This is a genomic window from Lacrimispora sanguinis, from assembly GCF_044987295.1.
Taxonomy (GTDB): domain Bacteria; phylum Bacillota; class Clostridia; order Lachnospirales; family Lachnospiraceae; genus Lacrimispora; species Lacrimispora celerecrescens_B.
Map to the genome: position 1 here is coordinate 1,199,841 of NZ_CP173277.1, position 23,876 is coordinate 1,223,716.

The 23,876-nt window shown below is 44.5% G+C and carries 27 protein-coding genes and 1 riboswitch; of the genes, 2 read left to right on the top strand and 25 right to left on the bottom strand.

Going from position 1 to position 23,876, the window contains the following annotated elements; genetic code table 11:
- Positions 1-42: 42 nt before the first annotated feature.
- The 11 genes from purB to ACHZES_RS05625 form a co-directional block, all read right to left on the bottom strand.
- Positions 43-1,473 (bottom strand): adenylosuccinate lyase, encoded by a 1,431-nt coding sequence (gene purB / locus ACHZES_RS05575; RefSeq protein WP_395548831.1) that lies wholly within the window; start codon positions 1,471-1,473, stop codon positions 43-45.
- A gap of 137 nt (positions 1,474-1,610) precedes the next feature.
- Positions 1,611-3,053, bottom strand: a complete 1,443-nt coding sequence (gene purF / locus ACHZES_RS05580) for an amidophosphoribosyltransferase (protein WP_038282691.1) — start codon at positions 3,051-3,053, stop codon at positions 1,611-1,613.
- A gap of 25 nt (positions 3,054-3,078) precedes the next feature.
- Entirely contained in the window at positions 3,079-3,786 is a 708-nt protein-coding gene (purC, locus tag ACHZES_RS05585) for a phosphoribosylaminoimidazolesuccinocarboxamide synthase (RefSeq protein ID WP_038282694.1), read from the bottom strand.
- Positions 3,787-3,932: 146 nt separating this feature from the next.
- Positions 3,933-4,304, bottom strand: a complete 372-nt coding sequence (locus tag ACHZES_RS05590) for a hypothetical protein (protein WP_395548830.1) — start codon at positions 4,302-4,304, stop codon at positions 3,933-3,935.
- A 207-nt stretch (positions 4,305-4,511) separates the two neighbouring features.
- Positions 4,512-4,823: a hypothetical protein gene (locus tag ACHZES_RS05595; protein WP_154527021.1), complete on the bottom strand. Its 312-nt coding sequence runs from the start codon at positions 4,821-4,823 to the stop codon at positions 4,512-4,514.
- A gap of 76 nt (positions 4,824-4,899) precedes the next feature.
- Positions 4,900-5,658 (bottom strand): 4-hydroxy-tetrahydrodipicolinate reductase, encoded by a 759-nt coding sequence (gene dapB, locus ACHZES_RS05600; RefSeq protein ID WP_154527019.1) that lies wholly within the window; start codon positions 5,656-5,658, stop codon positions 4,900-4,902.
- 38 nt (positions 5,659-5,696) lie between these two features.
- Positions 5,697-6,581, bottom strand: a complete 885-nt coding sequence (gene dapA, locus ACHZES_RS05605; protein WP_395548829.1) for a 4-hydroxy-tetrahydrodipicolinate synthase — start codon at positions 6,579-6,581, stop codon at positions 5,697-5,699.
- Between the two features lie 153 nt (positions 6,582-6,734).
- Positions 6,735-6,909, bottom strand: a riboswitch (Lysine riboswitch).
- 23 nt (positions 6,910-6,932) lie between these two features.
- On the bottom strand, positions 6,933-7,436 hold the full coding sequence (locus ACHZES_RS05610) for a cob(I)yrinic acid a,c-diamide adenosyltransferase (RefSeq protein WP_038282706.1): 504 nt from the start codon (positions 7,434-7,436) through the stop codon (positions 6,933-6,935).
- Positions 7,437-7,604: 168 nt separating this feature from the next.
- Positions 7,605-8,231: a single-stranded DNA-binding protein gene (locus ACHZES_RS05615; protein WP_025232438.1), complete on the bottom strand. Its 627-nt coding sequence runs from the start codon at positions 8,229-8,231 to the stop codon at positions 7,605-7,607.
- 212 nt (positions 8,232-8,443) lie between these two features.
- Entirely contained in the window at positions 8,444-10,276 is a 1,833-nt protein-coding gene (gene typA, locus ACHZES_RS05620; protein WP_038282711.1) for a translational GTPase TypA, read from the bottom strand.
- A 238-nt stretch (positions 10,277-10,514) separates the two neighbouring features.
- The gene (locus tag ACHZES_RS05625; RefSeq protein ID WP_395548828.1) at positions 10,515-11,171 is read right to left on the bottom strand and encodes a YigZ family protein; all 657 of its coding nucleotides are present in this window, start codon (positions 11,169-11,171) and stop codon (positions 10,515-10,517) included.
- A gap of 265 nt (positions 11,172-11,436) precedes the next feature.
- On the opposite strand from ACHZES_RS05625, the gene ACHZES_RS05630 reads away from it, so the two are divergent.
- Positions 11,437-14,085, top strand: coding sequence for a transglycosylase domain-containing protein (locus tag ACHZES_RS05630; protein WP_038282715.1), 2,649 nt, complete (start codon positions 11,437-11,439; stop codon positions 14,083-14,085).
- A gap of 84 nt (positions 14,086-14,169) precedes the next feature.
- Here the strand turns inward: ACHZES_RS05630 and spoVAE are convergent, their stop codons facing one another.
- From spoVAE to ACHZES_RS05695, 13 genes are all read right to left on the bottom strand, one after another.
- Positions 14,170-14,526 carry a stage V sporulation protein AE gene (gene spoVAE, locus ACHZES_RS05635; protein WP_038282718.1) on the bottom strand — a complete coding sequence of 119 codons (357 nt, stop codon included), beginning with the start codon at positions 14,524-14,526 and terminating at the stop codon, positions 14,170-14,172.
- Between the two features lie 113 nt (positions 14,527-14,639).
- Positions 14,640-15,659, bottom strand: coding sequence for a stage V sporulation protein AD (gene spoVAD, locus ACHZES_RS05640; protein WP_154527015.1), 1,020 nt, complete (start codon positions 15,657-15,659; stop codon positions 14,640-14,642).
- A gap of 32 nt (positions 15,660-15,691) precedes the next feature.
- Positions 15,692-16,144: a SpoVA/SpoVAEb family sporulation membrane protein gene (locus tag ACHZES_RS05645; protein ID WP_038282720.1), complete on the bottom strand. Its 453-nt coding sequence runs from the start codon at positions 16,142-16,144 to the stop codon at positions 15,692-15,694.
- Positions 16,145-16,193: 49 nt separating this feature from the next.
- Positions 16,194-16,619: a stage V sporulation protein AB gene (locus ACHZES_RS05650; protein WP_038282723.1), complete on the bottom strand. Its 426-nt coding sequence runs from the start codon at positions 16,617-16,619 to the stop codon at positions 16,194-16,196.
- Positions 16,609-17,235, bottom strand: a complete 627-nt coding sequence (locus ACHZES_RS05655) for a stage V sporulation protein AA (protein WP_038282725.1) — start codon at positions 17,233-17,235, stop codon at positions 16,609-16,611. The genes ACHZES_RS05650 and ACHZES_RS05655 overlap by 11 nt, the downstream gene beginning before the upstream one ends.
- Positions 17,232-17,393, bottom strand: a complete 162-nt coding sequence (locus tag ACHZES_RS05660) for a hypothetical protein (protein ID WP_166429744.1) — start codon at positions 17,391-17,393, stop codon at positions 17,232-17,234. Before ACHZES_RS05660 ends, ACHZES_RS05655 begins: the two co-directional genes overlap by 4 nt.
- Positions 17,394-17,456: 63 nt before the next feature.
- A complete protein-coding gene (gene sigF / locus ACHZES_RS05665; protein WP_038282839.1) occupies positions 17,457-18,170 on the bottom strand; it encodes an RNA polymerase sporulation sigma factor SigF in 714 nt (237 codons plus the stop codon).
- Between the two features lie 5 nt (positions 18,171-18,175).
- A complete protein-coding gene (gene spoIIAB, locus ACHZES_RS05670; RefSeq protein WP_166429745.1) occupies positions 18,176-18,610 on the bottom strand; it encodes an anti-sigma F factor in 435 nt (144 codons plus the stop codon).
- 10 nt (positions 18,611-18,620) lie between these two features.
- Entirely contained in the window at positions 18,621-18,962 is a 342-nt protein-coding gene (locus tag ACHZES_RS05675; RefSeq protein WP_038282729.1) for an anti-sigma factor antagonist, read from the bottom strand.
- Positions 18,963-19,116: 154 nt separating this feature from the next.
- Positions 19,117-20,433, bottom strand: coding sequence for a tetratricopeptide repeat protein (locus ACHZES_RS05680; RefSeq protein WP_154527013.1), 1,317 nt, complete (start codon positions 20,431-20,433; stop codon positions 19,117-19,119).
- An 11-nt stretch (positions 20,434-20,444) separates the two neighbouring features.
- Entirely contained in the window at positions 20,445-20,585 is a 141-nt protein-coding gene (locus ACHZES_RS05685) for a hypothetical protein (RefSeq protein ID WP_166433171.1), read from the bottom strand.
- A 44-nt stretch (positions 20,586-20,629) separates the two neighbouring features.
- On the bottom strand, positions 20,630-21,976 hold the full coding sequence (locus ACHZES_RS05690) for a bifunctional folylpolyglutamate synthase/dihydrofolate synthase (protein WP_404820334.1): 1,347 nt from the start codon (positions 21,974-21,976) through the stop codon (positions 20,630-20,632).
- Between the two features lie 262 nt (positions 21,977-22,238).
- Positions 22,239-22,622, bottom strand: coding sequence for a RidA family protein (locus ACHZES_RS05695; protein WP_038282735.1), 384 nt, complete (start codon positions 22,620-22,622; stop codon positions 22,239-22,241).
- A 238-nt stretch (positions 22,623-22,860) separates the two neighbouring features.
- Between ACHZES_RS05695 and ACHZES_RS05700 the strand changes: the two genes are divergently transcribed.
- On the top strand, positions 22,861-23,481 hold the full coding sequence (locus tag ACHZES_RS05700; RefSeq protein WP_038282737.1) for a DUF1836 domain-containing protein: 621 nt from the start codon (positions 22,861-22,863) through the stop codon (positions 23,479-23,481).
- A gap of 49 nt (positions 23,482-23,530) precedes the next feature.
- Here ACHZES_RS05700 and ACHZES_RS05705 read toward each other — a convergent pair whose 3' ends face one another.
- The gene (locus ACHZES_RS05705; RefSeq protein WP_025232421.1) at positions 23,531-23,833 is read right to left on the bottom strand and encodes a YerC/YecD family TrpR-related protein; all 303 of its coding nucleotides are present in this window, start codon (positions 23,831-23,833) and stop codon (positions 23,531-23,533) included.
- Positions 23,834-23,876 lie beyond the last annotated feature (43 nt).

A 23,876-nucleotide genomic window follows, 5' to 3' on the forward strand; every position in this document is an offset into this window, starting at 1 on the left:
AAGGCAGACATCCCATAATCTCTGATGTCTGCCTGCAAGCCTCTATACGTTAATCTCTGCCTTCAGCCCGAGAAGTTCCCTATTTTCTTCAAGAAGAGGCTTAACCACCTCTTCCAGATAAGCAGTCACCTGAGCTGGAGCACATCCGACATATCTTTGGGGATCCATGCTTTTCTTTAAATCCTCCAAAGATAGGTTGAAGGAGGGATCTGCTGCGATCAGTTCCAGCAGATTGTTGTCAAGGCCATTGACCTTTACATTCCGACCTGCCTCCATAGACAGTTCCCTGATCCGTTCGTGAAGCTCCTGCCTGTCCCCGCCGGCCTTTACCGCATCCATCATGATGTTTTCCGTAGCCATAAAGGGTAGCTCTGCCATCATGTGCTTCTCTATTACCTTAGGATATACCACAAGGCCATCCACAACATTCAGATAAAGATCCAGAATTCCATCAACTGCTAAAAATCCTTCCGGAATGCTTAATCTTTTATTGGCGGAATCATCAAGCGTTCTCTCAAACCACTGGGTAGAAGAAACCAGCATAGGGTTCATTACATCTGCCATCACATAATTGGACAGGGACGCCATTCGTTCGCTTCTCATCGGATTGCGCTTGTAAGCCATAGCGGAAGAACCGATCTGACTCTTTTCAAAAGGCTCTTCTACTTCCTTTAAATGCTGCAAGAGACGGATATCATTGGAAAATTTATGGGCGCTCTGGGCAATGCCTGCTAACACATTGACCACTCGGCTGTCCACCTTTCTGGAATAGGTCTGGCCGGAAACCGGATAGCAGCCGGTATATCCCAGTTTTTCTGCAATCATGGAATCCGCCCTTCTCACCTTATCCATATCGCCGTCAAACAGCTCCAGGAAGCTGGCCTGTGTTCCTGTGGTACCCTTAGAGCCAAGAAGCCTTATAGAACCAAGGATATAGTCCAGATCTTCTAAATCCATGGTCAGATCATGAAGCCAGAGCGTGGCTCTTTTACCAACGGTCGTGGGCTGAGCCGGCTGGAAATGAGTGAAAGCCAGAGTAGGCAGGTCCTTATACGCGTCAGCAAACCGGGCCAGTTCATCAATCACATTCATGAGTTTTCTGCGGACCAGCTTTAACGCTTCTGTCATAACGATTAAATCGGTATTGTCCCCTACATAACAGGAGGTAGCTCCCAGATGGATAATTCCTTTTGCCTTTGGGCACTGAACGCCATATGCATACACATGAGACATGACATCATGACGGACTTCTTTTTCCCTCTGGATGGCCACATCATAATTAATATCATCCTGATGGGCTTTTAATTCCTCTATCTGCTCTTCTGTAATAGGAAGCCCCAGTTCCTTTTCTACCTCTGCCAGGGCAACCCACAGCTTTCTCCATGTTTTAAATTTCCTGTCCGGTGAAAAGATATACTGCATCTCCTTACTTGCATAGCGCTCAGACAGCGGGCTTTGGTATCTATCTGTCATGGTTCTTATTTTCCTCCTTGGGCTTCATTTACATTCATAGTAACATATTTTTTATTTGATGGGAAGAGAAACCGGGGCCCCTCCGGCTGGATAAACATACTCAGCCCGGCGGTCCCCGTCTCTCATAATATCCATTTTTACTCCATGTATTCTCCCCGGATGTCTTCCTTGGGCGGTTCAATGGGATAATCTCCGCTAAAGCATGCGGTACAGATCGGAAGTCCTTCTGCCATTTCATTCAACCGTTCAATCTTTAAATAAGACAGGGAATCCGCTCCCAAAAGATCCCGGATTTCTTCAATAGTCCTGTTATGTGCCATCAACTGATCTTCGTTAGGTATATCGGTTCCGAAATAACAGGGATGGAGAAATGGCGGGGAACTGATCCGGACGTGGACCTCTTTTGCCCCTGACTCCCGAAGCATGTTGACAATAAGGGCACTGGTGGTTCCACGGACGATGGAATCATCGATCATGATAACCCGTTTCCCCATAACAGCTTCCTTTAATACGTTCAGCTTGATTCTGACTGAAGATTCCCGGTTGCTCTGCTTCGGCTTAATAAATGTCCTGCCAACATAGGAATTCTTTACAAAAGCAGTCCCATAAGGGATTCCGGACTGAAGGGAATATCCCAAAGCAGCGGCATTGCCCGATTCCGGCACTCCGACCACAAGATCCGCTTCCACCGGAGAATCCATGGCTAACGCACGGCCGGCACACATCCTGGAATGGTAGACACTGACACCGTCAAACACGCTGTCCGGCCTGGCAAAATAAATATATTCAAAAATACATCTGGCTTCCTTTGACTTATCCGTGGGGCATAGACTTGTATCGGAGGAGATTCCCTCCTTTGTAATGGTCACGACTTCTCCGGGGCGAACGTCACGGACAAACTCTGCACCAAGGGTATCAAGAGCGCAGCTTTCCGATACCAGGATATAGGCATTATCACGTTTTCCAATGCACAAAGGCTTAAATCCATAAGGATCCCTGGCTCCGATGATCTTACGGGGACTCATAATGACAAGGGAATAAGCCCCTTTCAGTTTCTTCATGGCATTTGCTACAGCAGCCTCAACGGTAGCGGCTTTCACCCTCTCCCTTGCAATGTGGTAGGCGATCACCTCTGAATCAATCGTAGTCTGGAAAATGGCCCCGTTATACTCAAGCTCACGTCTTAAATCCGGCGCATTGACCAAGTTGCCGTTATGAGCCATGGCCAAAGTTCCTTTCAGATAATTGAGTACAAGCGGTTGGGCATTCTCCCTTGTGCTGCTGCCTGCAGTAGAATAACGAACATGACCCACGCCGATGTCGCCGCGGAGGCCTTCTAAAATTTCCGGTGTAAAGACCTCATTGCATAACCCCATCCCCTTATGGGCGCTTACCTTTGCCCTGGAGCTGCCGGTATCGCTGACTGCGATTCCACAGCTCTCCTGGCCTCTGTGCTGCAATGCAAGCAATCCATAATAGATGGTGGAAGCAACGTCGCCGCCGTCAAAATCGTACATTCCGAATACGCCGCATTCCTCATGCAGCTCATCCTCAAAATTGAAATCCAATTCGTTATTCATTTGATGTCTATCCTCTCTGTGCTGTTTACCGGATGCCAAGACGGCGGAACACTTCTTCGTATGCGTCCTCCACGCCTCCTAAATCCCTGCGGAAACGATCCTTGTCCAGCTTTTCATGGGTATCCTTATCCCATAGTCTGCATGTATCAGGAGAAATCTCGTCAGCCAGAATAACCTGTCCATGATAACGGCCGAATTCAATCTTAAAGTCGATCAGATCAATGTTTAAACCGTCAAAATATTCTTTCAGCACTTCATTTACTTTAAAGGCATATTCCGTAATCTTGTCGATCTCTTCCTGGGTGGCCAGATTAAGGGCCAATGCATAGTAGTTGTTGATGAACGGGTCGCCCAGATCATCATTTTTATAACTGAATTCAAGAGTCGGACAGGAGAATTTCACGCCTTCTTCCATCCCCATCTTCTTGGCAAAGCTTCCTGCGGAATAGTTTCTGATTATCACCTCAAGGGGAATGATCTCCACTTTCTTCACTGCAGTCTCTCGGTCGCTCAACTCTTCCACCAGATGAGTCGGAACGCCTTTGGCTTCCAGCTTTTTGAAAATAAAGTTGGTCATCCGGTTGTTGACCGCGCCTTTACCCACAATGGTGCCTTTTTTAAGGCCATTAAATGCTGTGGCATCGTCTTTGTATGAAACAACCAATACATCCGGATTCTCCGTTGTATAAACCTTTTTCGCTTTTCCCTCATACAGCAATTCTCTTTTTTCCACGTTATCCACCTGTCCTTTACTGAATTAATTTATAAGTTTTTCAAATAAAACTACGGTGTTTCAGTAGAAATTATAATACAGTAAAATTAGGATTGCAACTGGTTTTATTATTATAAATACTTATGACCCTTTTATGTTTTTGTTTCTCAATCAGGGCCTTGAAGGATTACCCGCTCTACTTTTTGCCAGAATTTCACTCTGCCTTCCTTCCATTCAACAGTAATCCCCTGTTCATTTATCTCCCCGGTTTTCCTGCCCCAAAAGGCTTCAACCAATCGTTCTTCTTTCGCTTCCGCTTCTCTGCGGACAGGCAGGTATTCATGGGCATTACTTACAATTGTTTCTCCATACGGCAGGAAAAATACCACCGCTTCCAAAAGGATCAGAAGCAGCAAACCTTTTCTAAGAAAGATTATAAGGCCTTCCTTGTGAGGAATGGCTTTCTTTAGACTTCTCCACGGCTTTTTCCTTTTATTATTATACCGCTGATATTTAAAATAATCAAATTTCCTTTTCATGGACGTTTTGCCTCTCTGCCGGGAAGGCTCCTGTTATTATGGCATAGTCTCTGAATATTCGGCCAGAATATGGTCTTTCTGATTAATAAAATAGAACTGTTTATAAAATGCAATAAGATATGTTTCGACAATATTATATCTTATAATAAAAAAAGCTTCAAGCATAGATTTTTGCCTGAAGCTTTTTTATTACAAAATTTCTTTTTATTATGGTGCTTTTGTGGCTCCTGAAGTAGGTTGGCCATTGCTTTCCCCTGTAATCTTATCAACCCCTTTTTCTACATCATTAACAACACCATTAATGACACCAGTACTTTCATTTGCAGCACCTGTGCCTGTTGTTTCAGTCATAGTAGTTGTTTCAGTCGTAGATTTGGTTGTTGTTGCTGCAGTTGTCTGGGTTGTTGCACCTGTTGTCCCTGTTCCTCCGGTGTTCTTTTTTGTAGTTCCGCAGGCAGTCAGACACATTACTGTCATAATGACAATAAGGGTAATTGCTAAAGGTTTTATTCTTTTCATAATACATTCTCCTTTCATTTTCTACGATTAGTATGTGTAAAGAGAGAACGAATTATGGTGGAAGATATTGGAAATTTTATGATTTTATAACATCTTTCATGCTATATAGACCCGGAGCTTTCCCTGCCAGGAATTTTGCTGCAGAAACAGCGCCTTTTGCAAAAATCGCCTTGGAATATGCAGTATGGTGGAAGGTAATAATCTCATCCGTTCCGGCAAAAATCACATCATGCTCTCCGACAATGGTTCCTCCCCTGACAGACTGGATCCCGATCTCCTTTTTGTCTCTGGCCTTTCTGACCTGGCTTCTGTCATAAACATAATGATATTCCTGATCCATGGCCTCATTAATGGAATCCGCCAGTGCAAGAGCCGTTCCGCTTGGGGAATCAAGTTTTTTATTGTGGTGCTTTTCCAGTATTTCAATGTCAAATCCTGCGGCCGCAAGGACCTGGGTCGCCTCTTTTACCAGCTTCATAAGAAGATTGACGCCGAGAGACATATTGGCGGACCTAAGGACTGCAACATGCCTTGAAGCATCCTCCAGCTTTTTTATCTGGTCGTCTGAAAGTCCGGTGGTACATACTACCACAGGTATTTTTTTCTTTACGCTATAATCAAGAAGGCTATCCATTGCTTTAGAGGAGGTAAAATCCACGATCACATCCGCCTCTTCCCTGCAGGCTTCCAGTGACGGAAATACCGGATACGGATTCTGCCTGGTATCATTGGGGTCGATGCCCGCAACGATGGTTATATTTGTTTCTTCTGCTGCAATCTGAGATACCACTTGACCCATGGCTCCGTTACAGCCGTGCATTATCATCCTAATCATGCTATCCTCTTTTCTTCCATAAGTATATGGTTTGCCGATTACAAAATTCCATACTCTTTCATGGCTTGTCTTAAGCGCTCCTGATTTTTAGGTTCCATCTCAGTAAGCGGCAGACGCATAGGGCCTGCAGCCTTTCCCATAAGGTTTAAGGCAGCCTTAACCGGAATCGGATTGACTTCACAGAACAAGGCATTGATGAGAGGAATGGCGGCAAGCTGAAGTGCTGCGCTTCGTTTTACATCTCCCTTAAAATAAGACTCACAGATTTCATGGGTCTGGGAAGGCGCAATGTTGGAAAGAACGGAAATAACTCCTTTTCCTCCCAGGGACAGCATGGGAACGATCTGATCGTCATTGCCGGAATATAAATCCACAAGGCCATCCGTAAGATTCATAAGATCCGCTATAGCTGAAAAATTCCCGCTGGCCTCCTTTACCCCAACTATATTAGGGACATGTAAGCATAAATCCGCTATGGTCTCAGCTGCTATGGTTACCCCGGTTCTTGCCGGGATATTATATAGAAGAATGGGAATCCTCACCTTATCAGCGACCGCTTTAAAGTGAGCCTTCAGTCCATTCTGAGTTGCCTTATTATAATAAGGAGATACGAGAAGAAGCCCGTCAGCACCATGTTTTTCCGCCTCTTCGGACAGGAAAACAGCCGTCTCCGTACAATTGGAACCAGTTCCTGCAATCACAGGGATCCGCTTTTTCGTTACCTGGCACACGAATTTAATTACGTCCAAATGTTCCTCATGAGTCATGGTGGACGCCTCGCCTGTTGTACCGCATGCGATGATAGAGTCCGTTCCCAAAGCAATCTGTTCTTCTACCAGTTCCTCCAGCTTCTCATAGTTAACATCTCTGTTTTCCTTAAATGGTGTGATAAGCGCTACACCTGCGCCTTCATAAATTGCCATGATATCTTCCTCCTGATTCTTTTTCATCATACTCAGTAAACGTTTTTTCGCAGCGGAGCATTTTCCATTCACCGGACATAAACTTCCATAAATTAAAAACAGAGCTGACAACAGGGTCAGCTCTTAAAGTTTAGAATCTGGTAATCTCATCCTTCTTTAAGTAGCTCCCCATCCAAAAGGATGACAGTCATATGGCTCTTAACCATATGCCCAGAACAAGCATGCTCAGGCCATACCGTTCTTCGGCGTCTCTTCCTTCCCCCTGCCCTCATCTGTACCTGATACATCGGACAGGGTACTTATAAGCAACGCAACCTCTACTCTAATATGTATGTTACCATACTATCATCATTATTTTGTGTTGTCAACTTTAACATGGTTGATTTCCAGAATACTGTCTACATAAGGTTCCATTTCCTTTTGAAATACCTTACCGGTTAAAATGACTTCCATCTCATCAACTTTGGACTGAAGCAGCTTTGCCAGTTCCTCTGCTTCTATGATCTTCTGGTCCAGAAGTCCTAGGATTTCATCCAGGATCAGCATGTCGCATTCTCCTGTTGATACAACCTTTCTGGCGAAATTCAGACCGTTGCGGATATTCATCCGCTCCTCTTCCTGCTGTTCTTTGGAAAGGCTTTCAAAAAAACAATCGGACTTTTCAAACCGGAATATTTTCATCTCAGGTTCTAAGCGTTTCATAATATCAAAAGAATCCCGGCCGGGGCAGCCCTTTAAAAACTGTATCATGATCACAGTTTTATTCTTTGTCAGAGCTCCGATTCCCATACCCATTGCAGCCGCGGTCTTTCCTTTTCCTTCCCCGCATATAACCTGTATTGCACCTTTATTCATCCTTAAGCACCTCATAACAGCTAAAAAGCAATTATTTACATATAATTTAGAACCTGATTATAGTATCATAAATTTAATATTTTTGCAAGTTTTCTTACTGTTTCCTTAATATTCCCCAGCGTAAAGGCATGCCTTTTAAGTGTTTAACATATTTATAAATAACAGATTTTACTCCGCACATTCCAGTTTGCTGACTGAAACCTCATAAGCCACTCTTTTTTCACACTCTGTTTCCGTTAATTTTTTGGTGTATTCCCTGCTCTGAACTCTTCCCCATACTTTTACTCTTGTTCCTACTGTGAAACCGGAAGCATATCTGGCGTTTCTTCCCCATGCGATGCAGGGTATGTAATCTGATTTTCCATATGGGCGGTTAACTGCAAGGAGCAGATCTGCAATTTCCCTTCCCAAAGGTGTTTTTCTGTAAATGGGGGCTTTGCATATGTATCCATCCAGAAAAATTTGATTGGTCTTTGTGTAATCCGTAAACTCTTCTATAAAATGAACTTCTCTCACAAAAACAGAAAGTACCAGTCGGTTTTTTGTTCCTTCATGACGATTATAGGAACGGAACTGACCAATGGCTTCCACCGTTAAGCCTGAGTAATCTCCTTCCACGTCGATAAGACGTTCTGAAATCATGAGCGGTATGATATCTGCCTGTTCACTAAGACGATTTACCGCAACATCCACCATATAGAATCCTTCTCCAAATACTTCATGGCTGAAGGTGAAGCCGGAGACGATCTCTCCGATGACGCTCACTTTGTTGTTTTCAATCATTTTTTCTGACATTGTATTTCCCCTCTTCTTTCACTTATTTGCTAATATGCTTCACAGCTAATATTAAATTTATGTGAGAGAATGCTCTAAAATGATAGAAAACAATCCAAAAATATCGACAGATCAGGGCAGAATGCGCCGGAAAATAAAAGAAGATACTGCTTCTTTGCCGAATTTTCGGCTAACGGAGGCAGTATCTTCCTTTAAATTACAAATTACGTCAATTACTTTTTATTATTAGATGACCTTTTTCTTAAGGTAGGGTCTAAAATTTTCTTTCTGATTCGAAGGTTTGAAGGGGTGATTTCTAAAAGTTCGTCGGTATCAATAAAGTCTAGACACTGTTCCAGACTCATATCCCTTGGAGGAGTCAGCTTAAGAGCCTCATCTGCACTGGAAGAACGGGTATTGGTCAGTTTTTTCGTCTTACAAACATTGATTTCGATGTCTTCTGCCTTTGGATTCTGTCCGATAACCATACCGGAATAAACCTTTACTCCAGGTCCGATAAACAGACTACCTCTTTCCTGAGCGCTAAACAAGCCGTAGGTAATGGATTCTCCTGGCTCATAAGCGATCAGGGATCCTGTCTTACGGTAGGATAACTCTCCCTTAAACGTCGCATAGCCGTCAAATGACGTATTCATGATTCCGTTTCCTTTTGTATCCGTCATGAATTCTCCACGGTAACCAATCAGACCTCTGGAAGGAATAGCAAATTCCAGTCTTGTATAGCCTCCATTGGCAGGACTCATGCCCTGAAGTTCTCCCTTACGGCTTGTAAGCTTCTGAATAACGGCTCCTGTAAATTCCTCAGGTACGTCAACATAGGCGATCTCCATGGGCTCCATCTTGTGGTTTCTTTCGTCAAAATGGTACAGAACCTCAGCCTTGCTGACAGCAAATTCAAAGCCTTCTCTTCTCATGTTCTCGATCAAAACAGAAAGATGAAGCTCCCCACGGCCGGAAACTTTAAAGCAGTCCGGAGAATCAGTCTCTTCCACCCGAAGGCTGACATCTGTATTCAATTCCCTGAATAAACGCTCTCTGATATGACGGGAAGTAATGTATTTTCCTTCTTGTCCGGCAAGAGGGCTGTCATTTACCATGAAATTCATGGCGATGGTAGGCTCTGAAATCTTCTGGAACGGAATCGCCTCCGGCTTTTCCGTAGCGCAAAGGGTATCACCGATGTGGATATCCGCAATTCCGGAAATGGCAACAATGGCACCGATGGTAGCTTCCTGAACCTCTACCTTATTAAGGCCTTCGTATTCATACAGCTTTCCAACTTTAACCTTACGGAATTTATCTGGGTCATGATGGTTTACGATCACACACTCCTGGTTCACTCTGATTCTGCCGTTATCCACCTTGCCCACACCGATACGTCCAACGTATTCATTGTAGTCAATGGTACTGATAAGCAGCTGGGTAGATGCATCCGGATCGCCTTCCGGAGCAGGTATATGTTCAATGATTGTCGTAAACAGGGGAGCCATATCGGTTTCCTGATCATCAAGGGTCTTTTTAGCAAATCCGGACTTAGCGGAAGCATAGACAAATGGACAGTCAAGCTGCTCTTCGCTGGCATCAAGATCCATGAGAAGCTCCAATACTTCTTCCTCTACCTCCATAGGTCTTGCCTCCGGGCGGTCAATCTTATTGATGCAGGTTACGACTGACAGTCCAAGCTCCAGTGCTTTCCGAAGCACGAATTTTGTCTGAGGCATAACTCCTTCATAAGCATCCACAACCAGGATAACGCCGTCTACCATCTTTAAAACACGCTCCACTTCGCCGCCGAAATCCGCATGTCCAGGAGTATCAATGATGTTGATCTTGGTTCCGTTGTAATGAACGGCCGTATTTTTGGATAAAATGGTGATTCCCCGCTCTCTCTCAATATCATTGGAATCCATTACACGCTCTACGACTTCCTGATTCTCACGGAAAATGCCGCTTTGCTTCAGCAGGGCGTCTACCAGTGTTGTTTTACCATGATCGACGTGGGCAATAATTGCCACATTTCTTACGTCTTCTCTTTTCATCTTCATAAATGTACTCTTCTTTCTCTTCTTTAAACAAAGAATGTACCCCGCCCTCCCAGAGGATATACCGGCCAAAGTACATTTTTATAATACAGGCAATCCTGTTCCCATATCATAAAAAACTAAGGACCAATTCTGCCCTTAGTTTCATTTACATTATCACGATTATCCAGTATATCATCCTATATTTCATATTGCAAGATTTTTTCTTCTTTTTTCGACAGTTTCTTTTAACCATCCTTTTTTATCCTGGAAACAAAACAACCTCTTTATTAAAAATGCCGTAGTAGACCTCGCCTGTCGGAAGGAGCCCTGTTCTCCCGCCTGTCACCTCTGTAATATCAGCACGAAGCTTATCTAAGGCCGCATCAGGAACCAGTACAGTAAGCTCGACACGGTCCGTATATTCGATTCCAAGAGTCGTGATTTCCCTTTGTCCCAAAAGATACTGAATCTTTCCAATTCCGTTATAATCCGTGGTAACAGAAAGCTTCACAGCCGGTTCCACGGTTAAAGCCGTACAGGCTTTCAGTCCTTCCTGTACTGCCTTTGAATAAGCTCTTACCAGGCCTCCTGTTCCAAGAAGAGTTCCTCCAAAGTACCGGGTCACCACTGCGCAGAGGTTTACAAGCTTTTCTCCTTCCAGAACATCCATCATGGGTTTTCCCGCAGTCTGGCTGGGCTCTCCATCATCACTTAAGCGCTTTTCCTCCCCGCCCCTCCCTATAATCCAGGCGTAGCAGTTATGTCTTGCATCCCAATACCTTTTTCGTGTTTCCTCTATAAATGCCAGCGCTTCTGCCTCTGTTTCCACAGGTTTTAAATTAGCAATGAACCGGGATTTTTTCTCTGTAATTTCCCCCGTACCACCCTGATACAGAATCCTGTAAGACTTTCTCATAAACTTCCTCATTTCCTCTTTTTAACCAACCACCTCCATTATACCCAAAAGTACAGGCCCAGGCAAGCTTTCATGTATAATTTGGCCGATTATCTCCAAAAATGGTAGGTGTTGAATTGCACGACAATTTTTGGTATAATGTACCGGTAACGCCTTGCAGGCATACCTTTTTGCCCAAAATACATGGGCAGTAAAGTGGAAACACCCTGGGGGTATACCTGTATGCCCAAAATACATGGGCAGTAAAGTGGAAAGGAGATTTCCTATGAATTACGGCAAACAATCAACAGAGAAAAAGATCCGATCTGCCAATTCAAAAGCAAGGAAATATACCACAAAGGTCTTTCTTGCCTTTTTTAAGAGTCTATTTGTACTATGCTTATTTGGTAGCATTGTCGCTGCCAGCGTTGGTTTTGGCATGGTAAAAGGAATCATAGACAATGCTCCTGACGTGGATATTGCAACCATTGTTCCAAACGAATATGCGACAACCGTCTATGACAGCGCAGGCAACGTCACTGAAACCTTGGTAACCGCAGGATCCAACCGGGAGGAAGCCAGTTATGATGAACTTCCGAAGAATCTCGTCAATGCTTTTGTATCTTATGAAGATTCCCGGTTCTGGGATCACAATGGAATTGATTTACGTTCCATTCTCCGTGCTGTCAGGGGTGTACTGACAGGGGATTCCTCCGCAGGCGGGGGAAGTACCATTACCCAACAGTTAATTAAAAACAGCGTCTTCGGGGGCGGAATGGAAAAAAGCTTCGGAGAGCGGCTGGAGCGGAAGCTGCAGGAATGGTATTTGGCCGTCAAGCTGGATGAAGCCATGTCCAAGGAGCAGATCATAACCAACTATCTTAATACCATTAACCTGGGCAACAATTCCCTGGGAGTTAAGGTGGCTGCCAGAAGATACTTCAATAAGAACATTTCGGACTTAACCTTATCAGAATGTGCAGTCCTCGCAGGGATCACTCAGAATCCCTCAAAATTTAACCCGATCACAGGGCAAAAAGCCAATTCGGACAAGCAAAAGGTCATACTTCAATATATGCATGACCAGGGGTATATTACAAAGCAGGAAGAAGATGAAGCCCTGTCCGAAGATGTTTATTCCAGGATCCAGAACGTAGATACCGTCACCAAGGAAACCTCCACTCCCTACAGTTATTTTACAGATGAACTGGTGGAGCAGGTTAAAAAGGCCATGAAGGACCAGTTAGGCTATACGGATACCCAGGCACACAACATGCTTTACAGCGGCGGCTTATCTATCTACACCACTCAGGATCCTAACATTCAAACCATTGTCGACGAAGAAATCAACAATCCTGAAAACTATTCAGCCGCCAGATATTCCATAGAATACAGGCTGTCTGTCACCCATAAGGATGGAACGACCACCCATTACTCTGAGGAAAATATAAAGCGTTATCACAAGGAAAACGGAGATACGGGTTTTGACGGCTTATATAATACCGAAGAGGCGGTTCAGGCCGATATAGACGGTTACAAGGCTTATCTTCTAAAAGACGGGGATACCATTATTGGAGAAAGCCTTCACAAGACACTGCAGCCCCAGGCTTCCTTTGTTCTCATGGACCAGAAAAGCGGTGAGGTGAAAGCAATAAGCGGCGGACGAGGACAAAAGACTGCCAGCTTAACTTTAAACCGGGCCAGCAACACATACCGTCAGCCAGGCTCTACCTTTAAGATTCTGACAGCCTTTGCACCTGCCATGGACACTTGCGGAGCCACCCTGGGATCTGTTTATTATGATTCCGTCTACACAGTAGGCAATAAGACCTTTTCCAACTGGTACAGCTCCGGTTATCAAGGCTACTCCAGCATACGAGACGGAATTATCTATTCCATGAACATCGTGGCAGTCCGCTGCCTGATGGAAACCGTAACGCCTCAGCTTGGTGTGGAATACGCAAAGAATTTCGGAATCAGCTCCTTAACCGATACTGATTATAACCCGGCTCTGGCCCTTGGAGGTATTACCACCGGCGTTTCCAACTTAGAACTGACCGGTGCTTTTGCCACCGTAGCCAATGGAGGTGTTTACAAAAAGCCCATATTCTTTACCAGAATACTGGATCATGACGGAAAGGTGTTAATTGACAATACACCGGAAACCCACCGGGTATTAAAGGATTCCACCGCATTTCTTTTAACCGATGCCATGGCTGGCTCCATGGAAAGCAGCAGAAAGTTCTCAAGCTCGGGACCAAGTTCCACCAGTGCTTCTGCTCGTATTCCAGGCATGTCAGGAGCAGGAAAAAGCGGTACCACCTCCGCTAACAATGATATCTGGTTCGTAGGCTACACCCCTTATTATACCGCTGGTATCTGGGCCGGCTGCGATGACAACCAAAAGCTTACAAAGCAAAACGGAGGCACCTCCTTCCACAAGCCCATATGGCGGAAGATCATGACCAGGGTCCATGAAGGGTTGTCTGATCCTGGCTTTCCAGTGCCAGACAGCATAGAAACCGCTCAGATCTGCCGTAAATCCGGCAAGCTGGCAGTCTCCGGTGTCTGCAACAATGACCCCAGAGGCAACGCGGTATACACTGAGTATTTTGCAAAAGGTACGGTTCCCACCGACGTATGCAACAATCATGTACGTGCAACGGTCTGCTCCGTATCCCACCGTCTGCCTACTCCTTACTGTCCGGAACGGACCACCGCCATATTCATGGCAATTCCTGCGGGAGAAGAAGGGGCAACGGATGACTCCAAATACGCAATGCCAGGTTATTGTACCATCCATTCTGCCAACTCCATTATCCTTCCTCCGGGAGATAATTCAGATTCACCAAACGGAATTCCGCAGCAGTATGGACCTGGGCATGGGCCACAGAATCCTGGCGGCCCAACGCAGATTCCACCCTGGAGCTATTAAGAAAAAACATAAAGGTGCCTCAAAAACCAAATTGGTCTTTGAGGCACCCTTTTTGTATCGGAATTTTATTCCTTCCTGTCCGTGTCAGCTCTTCATTTTGGGCTTAAATAAAATAGATCCCAGGTAACCGAAAATCAGCGCTCCGGAGATTCCTACAGCGCTTGCAGTAAATCCCCCTTTAAAAATTCCCAAAAATCCATCCTCTCCCATGCTCTTTGAAACACCTTTCCATAAGGTATTTCCAAAGCCAAGAAGGGGAACTGTCGCTCCGGCTCCTGCCCAGTCAGCAAAGGGCTGGTAGATGCCAATCGCGCCCAGGATGCTTCCGGTTACCACCAGAAGTACCATGATTCGTCCGGGCATCAGTTTTGTATTATCCATTAATATCTGCACCAGGGCGCAGATCACTCCTCCGACTAAAAATGCTTTCAAGTATTCCATGGATGTCTCCTTTCTCTTTACTGTTTATGTGTTCAATGTTCGCCATGCCTTTTATAATTTGGCTAATGCATCGCAAGCTCTCACACACAAACAGCACAAATATTTCTGCATGGCTATAGGTTTCCTATATTTTCAATTACAACAGCATGGGCAATCCCAGGGATCGTCTCACCTTCGTTAAAGCTCACAGTAGAAAGAAGGGCACCGGTGGGCACGAATAAGACCCGTTTCCACGTACCACTTTGAACTTTCGGAAGGATATAGGAGCAAAGAGTGGAAGCCGCACAGCCACAGCCGCTACCTCCTGCATGAGTATCCTGGTCATCGCTGTTAAATATCTCGATCCCGCAATCCGTATGAATCTTTTCTAAGTCATGTCCTTTATTCTTCATAAAATCAAGGAGGATCGTCCGGCCGACCTGGCCTAAATCTCCTGTGATGATTTTGTCATAGTAGGATTCATCCACCTGGAAATCATCGAAATTCTGTTGGATGGTGTGGAAGGCGGCAGGTGCCATGGCAGCCCCCATATTCATGGAGTCCTTGATCCCCATATCCACCATGCGTCCGGTAGTAATTCCGGTGATGGCTGCGATTCCTTCTTTCCTGTGCTTGGTGAGTACCACCGCACCGCAGCCGGTGACAGTCCATGAGGAGGAAAATGGCCTCTGGTTTCCATATCCCAGCGGGAAACGGAACTGCTTCTCAGCCGTTGCAAAATGGCTGGAAGCCATGGCCATGACTTTATCCGCATACCCCCCTGCCACAGTCATAGCCCCTAAATTAAGAGCTTCTCCCATGGTGGAGCAGGCACCGAACAAGCCGAATAAGGGAATTTCCAAATCTACCGTTCCAAAGGAAGTGGCAATCAGCTGACCCAGTAAGTCTCCTGCAAACAAATATCGGATGTCCTTTTTCCGGATATCCCCCTTTTCAATGGCAAGATCAGCCGTCTGCTTCTGAAGGGCACTTTCTGCCTTTTCCCAGTTGTCCGACCCAAACATGTCATCCTGCTCTACCACATCGAACAATTTTCCCAGAGGGCCCTGGCCTTCTTTTTTACCGACTATGGAAGCCATGCTTTCAATAATCGGAGGTTCCTCAAATCTAATACTTGCTTTTCCTATCTGCATTTTCTCTCTCCATTTCTCTGACCGGTTCATTCCTACAGCATTTGAAAGGCCTTTAATACATAGGCGATGACTCCAAGGATCCAGGAGCTTAATATCCCGTATAATATGACAGGGCCGGCAATGGTAAAGATTTTACAGCCGATACCGAATACCTGGCCTTCTGCCTTAAATTCCACAGCCGGAGCCACAACGGAATTGGCAAATCCCGTGATCGGTACCAGAGCTCCTGCTCCGCCAAACTTTGTAATCTTAGGGTAAATATTAAGTCCGGTCAGGATAACAGTGGCTGCAATCAGAACCAGAGTGGTCCAGGCAGAGGCCGCTTCCTTTTCCAGACCTGTATTCATGAATAAGGTTGTAATATACTGGCCAAGGGTACATATGATTCCCCCCACCAGAAAAGCCTTTATAATCCCCGGCCATTTTTTGTGTACCGGAGTCACTTGTTTTACATAAGCCTCATATGCTTTTTTGTTTATCTCCATTATTTTCCTCCTTCTCGTCCATGCTTTCCGGGTAATTCTTTACCTGAAGTCATTGTCCAAAATTCCCTGTAAAATAGATCAGAGAACCAATTAATTTGCCAATGCCCAGGGAAAGGATCAAATATTGCAGTCCAACCGCCAGATGAATTCTTCGGCCGATCACCGGCAGGGCCTTTAAAGTCTCCGCAAGGGACATGACAAGGATGCCCACAAAGATTCCTACGGAAAGCCCATATATTCCAAGCGCCAGATTTCCGCCAAACCCTATGGGAATTTTATAGATATCCCATATATTCCCAAGTACTCCGCCAAGAATGATGACAGACTCAAAGAGCAAAATGTGTTTATTCGTGCGGGTCGCTCCGATCAGTCTTGGAAATACACCAATAATTACCAAAAAAGCAAAAACGCCGGCTGCTATAATGCCGCCAGCGCTGAGCCCAATAAAAACAAGAAATACTTCTCTAAGAAACATCAATATCCGACTCCTTTCTTCCATCGTTCTGGATCAGGGTCTTACTGATATTGTCTTCGTAAAGCCGCATTTCCACCTCCAGCGGAGTTGGATCGGTATTGATCTTGTATTTTGCGAAATGATTGAAGAATCCCACAATTCCAAGAGTCAGTCCTACGGAATAACTGACCTCTAAAATTGTGAATCCGCTTGACTCCTGCTTCATGATGATCCGGTAAATTTCCTTGAAAACGTCCGTAACACTGGCGTCATTATTAAAGGTCATAATGGCAAAGGATGCGCCGCAGAAACATACGATACAGACAAAAATGGTTTTGGCCCACTGCCAGGCCCACATGGGAGCTTTGGGCTTGTGGTAGTCTATGATAAAGTCTACTTCACCCACATTATTGATCTGAAGAGTCGAATCCATTTCCATCAGTTTCTGGATTACATCCAACGTTTTTTCAATATACCGCTTGTTGCGGTCCAAATGGATGGTCTTGATCCGAAGGGCTTTGCACTTATTCATAATAGCCGTATCGTCACAATAAACATCTGCCACATCCTTTAACTGGATTTCCTTGTGCCGCACCTCTGTAATCTGGCTGATATTCAAATAAACGGTCTTGCTCATGAAACCATCATCTCCCATCCCGGAATGGCTTCTACAAGCGTCCCTTCTTTTTGTGTTCCATCCGGCATAACAGCAATCATATACCAGATAGCAGCGGCTACTGCAATCAGGCATAATACAAGAAGCGCCATGACAAGCTTATGTTTTACGGATTCCATACGTGCTCACATCCTTTTCTCTGGTTTTCAAAACTAGTATGAGCCGTATAAAATTATTTTATTCTACAATTTTTCCCTCATTTGTTTTAAAATCTTTTTTTCCAGCCTGGAAACCTGAACCTGGGATATTCCAAGCTTTGCCGCAATTTGACTTTGAGTCTCATTATAATAATAACGCCTGATAATGATTTCCCTGTCCTTGTCGGAAAGTGCTGTTAAAAGCTCCCGAAGCACCATGCGGTTTAATAGTTCTTCCTGAGCGGAACTTTCCTCTTCAATTTTATCAATGAGTAAAATGCTGTTTTCGTCATTTTTGTTGACGGAACGGTATAAGGATTCCACTTCCGCTCCCGCCTCGATGGATGCTGCCACTTCTTCCTTACTGGCCCCTATTTCTCCCGCGATTTCTTCCAGCGTAGGTTCTCTCCCCAAACGATACACTAATTGTTCCCTGACGTTTTTCACCTTAAGCCCCATTTCTTTTATGGAGCGGCTGACCTTGATCATTCCGTCATCTCTTAAAAAACGTTTGATCTCTCCTGTTATCATGGGCACCGCATAAGTGGAAAACTTCACCTCATAGGATAGGTCAAATTTATCAATGGCTTTCATTAAGCCAATGCTGCCGATTTGAAACAAATCCTCAGGTTCATAACCACGCCCTGTAAATCTGCGTACAATGCTCCAAACCAGCCCGAAATTGTCGGTTACAAGCTGATCCCTTGCCGCTTTATCTCCTTCGTGAGCCATTTCTATCAATCTCATGGTCTCATCCATAAGGCTCACCCGTTAATCTTCTTTTTCATGGTTACGACAGTACCCTCTCCAGGAGCTGACTTTACTTCCACCTGATCCATAAACGCTTCCATAAAGGAAAATCCCATGCCCGACCGTTCTCCATCCGGATCTGTGGTATACATAGGCTCCATGGCCAGCTTAATATCGGGGATGCCGATACCCGTATCCCTGACGGTTACAGCAATTTCCTGGCCGTCGATCCCCACTTCCAGGTAAATGATTCCTCCGTTTCCCTGATATCCATGGATGACTGTATTTGTAACTGCCTCCGACACGGCTGTTTTTACATCATCCACCTCTTCTAAGGTGGGGTTCAACCTTGCCATAAAAACTGCCACTGCCACTCTGGCAAATTCCTCATTCTTTGACAGGGCTTCCAATTCCATTTTCAGAATTTCTGGTTTATTCTGTTCTGACATACGTTCCTCCTCAACCTGTGACTGCTGCTTCCTTAGAGTCATATAATTTCATTAATTTTAATATCCCTCCTATTTTAAGAATGCGGAGAGCCTGGGGGCCTGCACCGTAGATGGCTATGCTTCCCCCGCTTAAAGCCATCTGCTTATACCTGTTCAGCAAAATACCGATTCCCGAGGAGTCCATGAATCTGGTCTTTGAAAAATCAAAAACAATGCGCCTGATGTAATTCTCGGAAAGGATTAAATCGGTTTCGTATTTAAGCCCTGAACAGTTATGATGATCCAACTCCTCCGGCAGATGGACAATCAGCGTCTGCCCCTCTGCTTCATATGTAAAGTATGGTTGATTCATATGCAATACTCCTCCATTCCTTATTGTCTGTCCGTAATACCAAAAAAGAACGTAACCCGACCGCCGAAAAACGGCCCGGAAAAATGAAAAAAGACACCACAAAAAAATTACTCTTCTGCAGTGTCTTTTATCAGCTAAAGCTAAGGAAGTTATGTCAAAAACCACGTTCTGATTTCGCCTTAGCGGATAGCTCTTCATCTTTGCTGTTATTTATGATATCGGAGAACAGCCCGTTGGCCTGTTCTTTCTGGTCCATTCCCTTATAAATGACTGCTGTCTTGTATTTTGCCTGCCAGCTGTTCGGTTTTAAATCAAGACATTTCAAGTAATAAGCAAGGGCAGTCTGGGCATCTCCTGCCTCCATCGCCTTGTCCCCTAGGCCCTCCAGAATCGGACAGCCATTCTCCACCATATCCTTTCTTATCTCACCCACGATTGCCTGAACATCGGGAGACGTGATAAGATCCGGATTCAGCCCGGCATAAATCTTCACAGAAGACGGAAAGTCATTCTTTTTATATGCCTGAAGGATTCCAATCACGGCCTGGTACTGGGCCAGAACACTGTCTGAATCACTGGTAATAGAAGCTAAGGAAGCTTCTGCAGTCTTTTTTTCTGTTTCCAGGGATTCAAGCTGTGCCGTCAGGCTGTCAGCTTTCTGGTTGGTCTGGCTTAACTGTTCGCTGTATTTTAATATTTCCCGATTATGCTGTTCATTAATGGATTTTGTATTGGCAGGCATTACCAGGAAAAAGACTACAGCCGCGCCCAGTAAAAGCCCGGCAAGTATGTTCCCTACCGCCTGATCCTTGGTGTTTTCCCGATAGCTTGGGGGAATGATCACATCGTCATCTTCCATCTGCCTGTGGGAAAGCACATTTTTCAGCTTCCTTTTCTCCGGTTCCCGCTCACTTTTTCCATTCCCGGCCGTATCCTGGACCAGGGACTTGTAATAGAGTGCCTTTGGATGATTGCGGTCGATCTGTAATACCTTATAAACGGCTTTACCAGCCTTCTGATAATCCTCTCTGGCTATGCAAAGGAGTGCCAGCAAAAGCTGGGCCTTTACATAGTTAGGCTTGCTTTCCACAACCTTGTTAAGCTGCAGCATTGCCAGATCCTCACTACCGCTTTGAGCGTAAATTAAGGCCTGGTTGAATCGTCTCACGGCACGTCGCTCCGTCTCCATGCTGCCTGACTTTCTCTGTATCTCACCAAGGTAGTTATCTGCCTGGTTTCCTTCCGGTTGTAAGTTCATGCTGATTACCCATTGAACAAGGGCTTCACCCACTTCTCCAACCTCATAATAAATCAGCCCCAGAAGGTTCCTTGCATCTGTCATATACTTGTTAAAATGGAGGCTTTTTTTCAGGCATTCGGAAGCTCCTGACAAATCTCTGAGCTTTGCCCGTTCCAGCCCCATGTTGTAATAGCTGTTTGCAATTACCCGGGTTTTTCTTTCATAATCCATATTTTAACCGCCTATTCCTTGTTGATTTCTTTTATAAGATCCATCATCAGATCATTCATATCCGTCAAATCACTTCTAACAATGGCATCTTCAATTGCATCAACCTCCAGGCTTGGCCTGTAACTATTAATCTCAGCTTCAAAATCTATCATATGTTTTCCTCTTTCCTGCCCATCTTTTCCGGGCATCCAGGTATCTATGGAATGGAGTTCCTCCTTAATACCGCTTTTATCTCCCCCATCAAGTAAAGAGAACCCACGCAAAACAACAGATGCCCTTCATCCCTTTTATGAAGCATGTATAAAACAGCCTCTTCCACTGTTTGAAATCCTTCTACACCGCAACCGCAGGCATTTTGAAACTCTTTTAGCAGGACATCTGTTTCAAGTCCTCTTTCCGAATGAATATGAGCCACCGCCACATGATCAAGAGGCAGTTCCCCTGCGATTTCCTTTATCATTTTATCGTGATCTTTATCGGATACTGACGAGAACAAAAGATCAGCCCGTTTTTTCCTTGTTTCGCACAAACCGGCTGCTGCCTTGGTAAAAGCCTGGATACCACCCGGATTATGGGCGCCGTCTAAGTATACTCCCGGAAGCACCTCTTCCATTCTTCCCGGCCAGTACATGCCTGCAATTCCTTCTTTCACCTGTTCTTCTGAAATCTCCAGACCCATGACCTCCTTAAGCCCTGCCGCCTCAAGAGCTTTAAACGAAAGGAAGGCATTCATCACCTGATATTCCGCAACAGTCGGAACGGTGACTTCCATAAAATCTCCTTCTGCTTTAAAAAATCTGGCTTTGCAGCCTTTATCTTCATATCCAGTTATCTCATATCCCAGCCTGTCCACTTCACAGAACGGAGAGCCCAGTTCCTTTGCTCTGGAGCGAATAACCTGGGAAGCCTGTCCGTTGGTTCCGTCAAAAACTACGGTTACCCCCTTTTTAATAATTCCAGCCTTTTCCCATGCGATTTTTTCAATGGTATCACCCAAATATTCCGTATGATCCAGGCTGATGGAGGTAATCACCGACACCAGAGGAGACTTAATGACATTGGTCGTGTCCAATCTTCCTCCAAGACCGGTTTCCAAAATTACAATATCCACTTCTGTCTTATGGAACATGTCCATTGCCATATAAAACAGAAATTCAAAATAAGACGGATGGCAATATCCTTTCTCCATCATATTCTCAGAAAGCATTCGGATGGTCTGATAACTTTCTTCAAAAATCTTTTCCGATACCATCTCTCCATTTATACAGAAACGTTCTCTGGTTTCAATCAGATGCGGGGATGTAAAGGTTCCCACCCTGCAGCCTGTTTTCCTTAAAACAGACTGTAAAAATGCACATACTGAACCCTTTCCGTTGGTACCTGCAACATGAATAATTTTCATCTCTTCATCCGGTTCTCCCATCTCGCAAAGGAATTTACGGATATCTTCCAGAGAGTTCTTTTTTCTGGTCCACATCGGAATCCGGCCCAGATATTCTTCTGCCGTTTCGTCATTCTTCATCGTTAGAGTACCAGCTTCCATATGTAATTTCAAGCCTGATTTTCAGAATGAACCCTAAATAAAAAATCGGACTTTCTAATTTATTATAATATATGTCCGTCAATATGCAACCCATTTCTTTCGCAAAAAGCCCTTTATTTCTACAACTGCCCTTCTAATACGCCTTATGTTTACAGAAATACAAAAAGAGAGCATAGCCCTCTGAAACACTGTTAAGCATCTCAAAGTGCTGTACTCCCTATTCTCGTTTCCTTAAATCAAACTTCAGAAACTGATCTGACGATTACTTACCGCAATATGCGATGGCCTCGATTTCAACCAGAGCGTTCTTAGGAAGAGCTGCCACTTCAAATGCGGCTCTTGCCGGGCATTCTCCCTCAAAGAAAGATGCATAAACTTCGTTCATTGGTCCAAACTCACTGATATTCTTTAATAAAACGGTTGTCTTAACCACGTTAGCCATGGATAAGCCTTCGCTTTCTAAAATAGACTTGATGTTTGTCAATGACTGTCTTGTCTGGGATACGATATCCTCACCCGCAAATTCTCCGGTAGCAGGGTCAATAGGAAGTTGTCCTGATATAAATACGTAATCGCCCCCGCGTACGCCCTGAGAATATGGGCCGATTGCTGCCGGCGCTTTTTCTGTTGCTAAAACTTTTTTCATAATGATTTGTCTCCTTTCGTTCATTACTCTTATAATTCTAGATTAGCACACATTCCACAAAAGTCAAGAAACTTTTTAAGGTATTCTTAAAAAAATTTAGTCCTTTAAATCCTTTTCCCCCTTGTCATCTGGTATTGAATACTATATAATATGATATGACAAAGGGGACATCCCTCATGTGCGGCAGCATGCGTACAGAAGGTCGGCCCAAAGGCATGGGCAGGAAAGAGGAAAACATATGAAGACCAACGACGAAAGAATGCAGGACATCCTGAAGCATCTGGAATCCTTAGACCATATCAGGCCGGAAACCATTCCCAATATTGATCTATACATGGATCAAGTCACCACCTTCATGGATGAGCACTTAAAAGATACCAAACGCTATCCGGAGGACAAGGTCCTGACCAAGACCATGATCAATAATTATGCCAAGAACAATCTCCTTCCGGCTCCAAATAAAAAGAAATATTCCAGAGAACACATTCTGCTACTTATATTTATATATTATTTTAAAAACCTGCTCTCTTTTCATGACATTGAGCAGCTCTTTAAGCCTATTACGGAAAAACACTTTAATTCTTCGGACGGAATTCCTTTGGAGGATATTTACCGCGAAATTTTCTCCCAGGTAGAAGGCAATATCGACCGTATCAAGGAGGATATCCTACAAAAATACGAGCACGCCAGTAAAACCTTTGAGGGCAAAGGGCTTCCGAAAGATGATCTGGAATATCTCCGCCTCTTTTCCTGGATCTGCGAGCTTTCCTTTGATGTGTACTTAAAGAAGCAGATCATCGAGCAGATCATTGATGATTTAGGAGAAAACGAACCCATAAACATAAAAAAGAAAAAATGAAAAATGAAAACAGGGGCAAGTACCGGTATCCGGCTTGTCCCTGTTTTTATCAATCTTCTCTCTTTTCTTCTTCCAAACGCTTAAACACCATATCATATCCATCGTTTCCATAATTTAAGGAGCGGTTCACTCGACTGATGGTCGCAGTGGACGCCCCCGTCTTTTCCGCAATCTCCAGATAAGTACGGCCCTCTCTCAGCATCTTTGCCACCTCATACCTTTGGGATAAGCTTAACAGTTCATTAACTGTACATACATCCTCAAAAAAAGTATAGCATTCCTCTGATGATTTCAAGGTTAGAATAGCCTCAAACAGATGATCTACCGCATCTGTCTTAATCTTTTTATTCATAATATCGTTCATTCCCCTTTTTTCTTGTTTTTGCCCTTAGTAA

Bases quoted from the DNA above. Each gene is read 5' to 3' on its own strand.
- purB (WP_395548831.1), bottom strand. From the start codon at position 1,473: ATGACAGATAGATACCAAAGCCCGCTGTCTGAGCGCTATGCAAGTAAG.
- purF (WP_038282691.1), bottom strand. From the start codon at position 3,053: ATGAATAACGAATTGGATTTCAATTTTGAGGATGAGCTGCATGAGGAA.
- ACHZES_RS05590 (WP_395548830.1), bottom strand. From the start codon at position 4,304: ATGAAAAGGAAATTTGATTATTTTAAATATCAGCGGTATAATAATAAA.
- ACHZES_RS05595 (WP_154527021.1), bottom strand. From the start codon at position 4,823: ATGAAAAGAATAAAACCTTTAGCAATTACCCTTATTGTCATTATGACA.
- dapB (WP_154527019.1), bottom strand. From the start codon at position 5,658: ATGATTAGGATGATAATGCACGGCTGTAACGGAGCCATGGGTCAAGTG.
- dapA (WP_395548829.1), bottom strand. From the start codon at position 6,581: ATGGCAATTTATGAAGGCGCAGGTGTAGCGCTTATCACACCATTTAAG.
- ACHZES_RS05610 (WP_038282706.1), bottom strand. From the start codon at position 7,436: ATGAATAAAGGTGCAATACAGGTTATATGCGGGGAAGGAAAAGGAAAG.
- ACHZES_RS05615 (WP_025232438.1), bottom strand. From the start codon at position 8,231: ATGTCAGAAAAAATGATTGAAAACAACAAAGTGAGCGTCATCGGAGAG.
- typA (WP_038282711.1), bottom strand. From the start codon at position 10,276: ATGAAGATGAAAAGAGAAGACGTAAGAAATGTGGCAATTATTGCCCAC.
- ACHZES_RS05625 (WP_395548828.1), bottom strand. From the start codon at position 11,171: ATGAGAAAGTCTTACAGGATTCTGTATCAGGGTGGTACGGGGGAAATT.
- ACHZES_RS05630 (WP_038282715.1), top strand. From the start codon at position 11,437: ATGAATTACGGCAAACAATCAACAGAGAAAAAGATCCGATCTGCCAAT.
- spoVAE (WP_038282718.1), bottom strand. From the start codon at position 14,526: ATGGAATACTTGAAAGCATTTTTAGTCGGAGGAGTGATCTGCGCCCTG.
- spoVAD (WP_154527015.1), bottom strand. From the start codon at position 15,659: ATGCAGATAGGAAAAGCAAGTATTAGATTTGAGGAACCTCCGATTATT.
- ACHZES_RS05645 (WP_038282720.1), bottom strand. From the start codon at position 16,144: ATGGAGATAAACAAAAAAGCATATGAGGCTTATGTAAAACAAGTGACT.
- ACHZES_RS05650 (WP_038282723.1), bottom strand. From the start codon at position 16,619: ATGTTTCTTAGAGAAGTATTTCTTGTTTTTATTGGGCTCAGCGCTGGC.
- ACHZES_RS05655 (WP_038282725.1), bottom strand. From the start codon at position 17,235: ATGAGCAAGACCGTTTATTTGAATATCAGCCAGATTACAGAGGTGCGG.
- ACHZES_RS05660 (WP_166429744.1), bottom strand. From the start codon at position 17,393: ATGGAATCCGTAAAACATAAGCTTGTCATGGCGCTTCTTGTATTATGC.
- sigF (WP_038282839.1), bottom strand. From the start codon at position 18,170: ATGGATGAGACCATGAGATTGATAGAAATGGCTCACGAAGGAGATAAA.
- spoIIAB (WP_166429745.1), bottom strand. From the start codon at position 18,610: ATGTCAGAACAGAATAAACCAGAAATTCTGAAAATGGAATTGGAAGCC.
- ACHZES_RS05675 (WP_038282729.1), bottom strand. From the start codon at position 18,962: ATGAATCAACCATACTTTACATATGAAGCAGAGGGGCAGACGCTGATT.
- ACHZES_RS05680 (WP_154527013.1), bottom strand. From the start codon at position 20,433: ATGGATTATGAAAGAAAAACCCGGGTAATTGCAAACAGCTATTACAAC.
- ACHZES_RS05685 (WP_166433171.1), bottom strand. From the start codon at position 20,585: ATGATAGATTTTGAAGCTGAGATTAATAGTTACAGGCCAAGCCTGGAG.
- ACHZES_RS05690 (WP_404820334.1), bottom strand. From the start codon at position 21,976: ATGGAAGCTGGTACTCTAACGATGAAGAATGACGAAACGGCAGAAGAA.
- ACHZES_RS05695 (WP_038282735.1), bottom strand. From the start codon at position 22,622: ATGAAAAAAGTTTTAGCAACAGAAAAAGCGCCGGCAGCAATCGGCCCA.
- ACHZES_RS05700 (WP_038282737.1), top strand. From the start codon at position 22,861: ATGAAGACCAACGACGAAAGAATGCAGGACATCCTGAAGCATCTGGAA.
- ACHZES_RS05705 (WP_025232421.1), bottom strand. From the start codon at position 23,833: ATGAATAAAAAGATTAAGACAGATGCGGTAGATCATCTGTTTGAGGCT.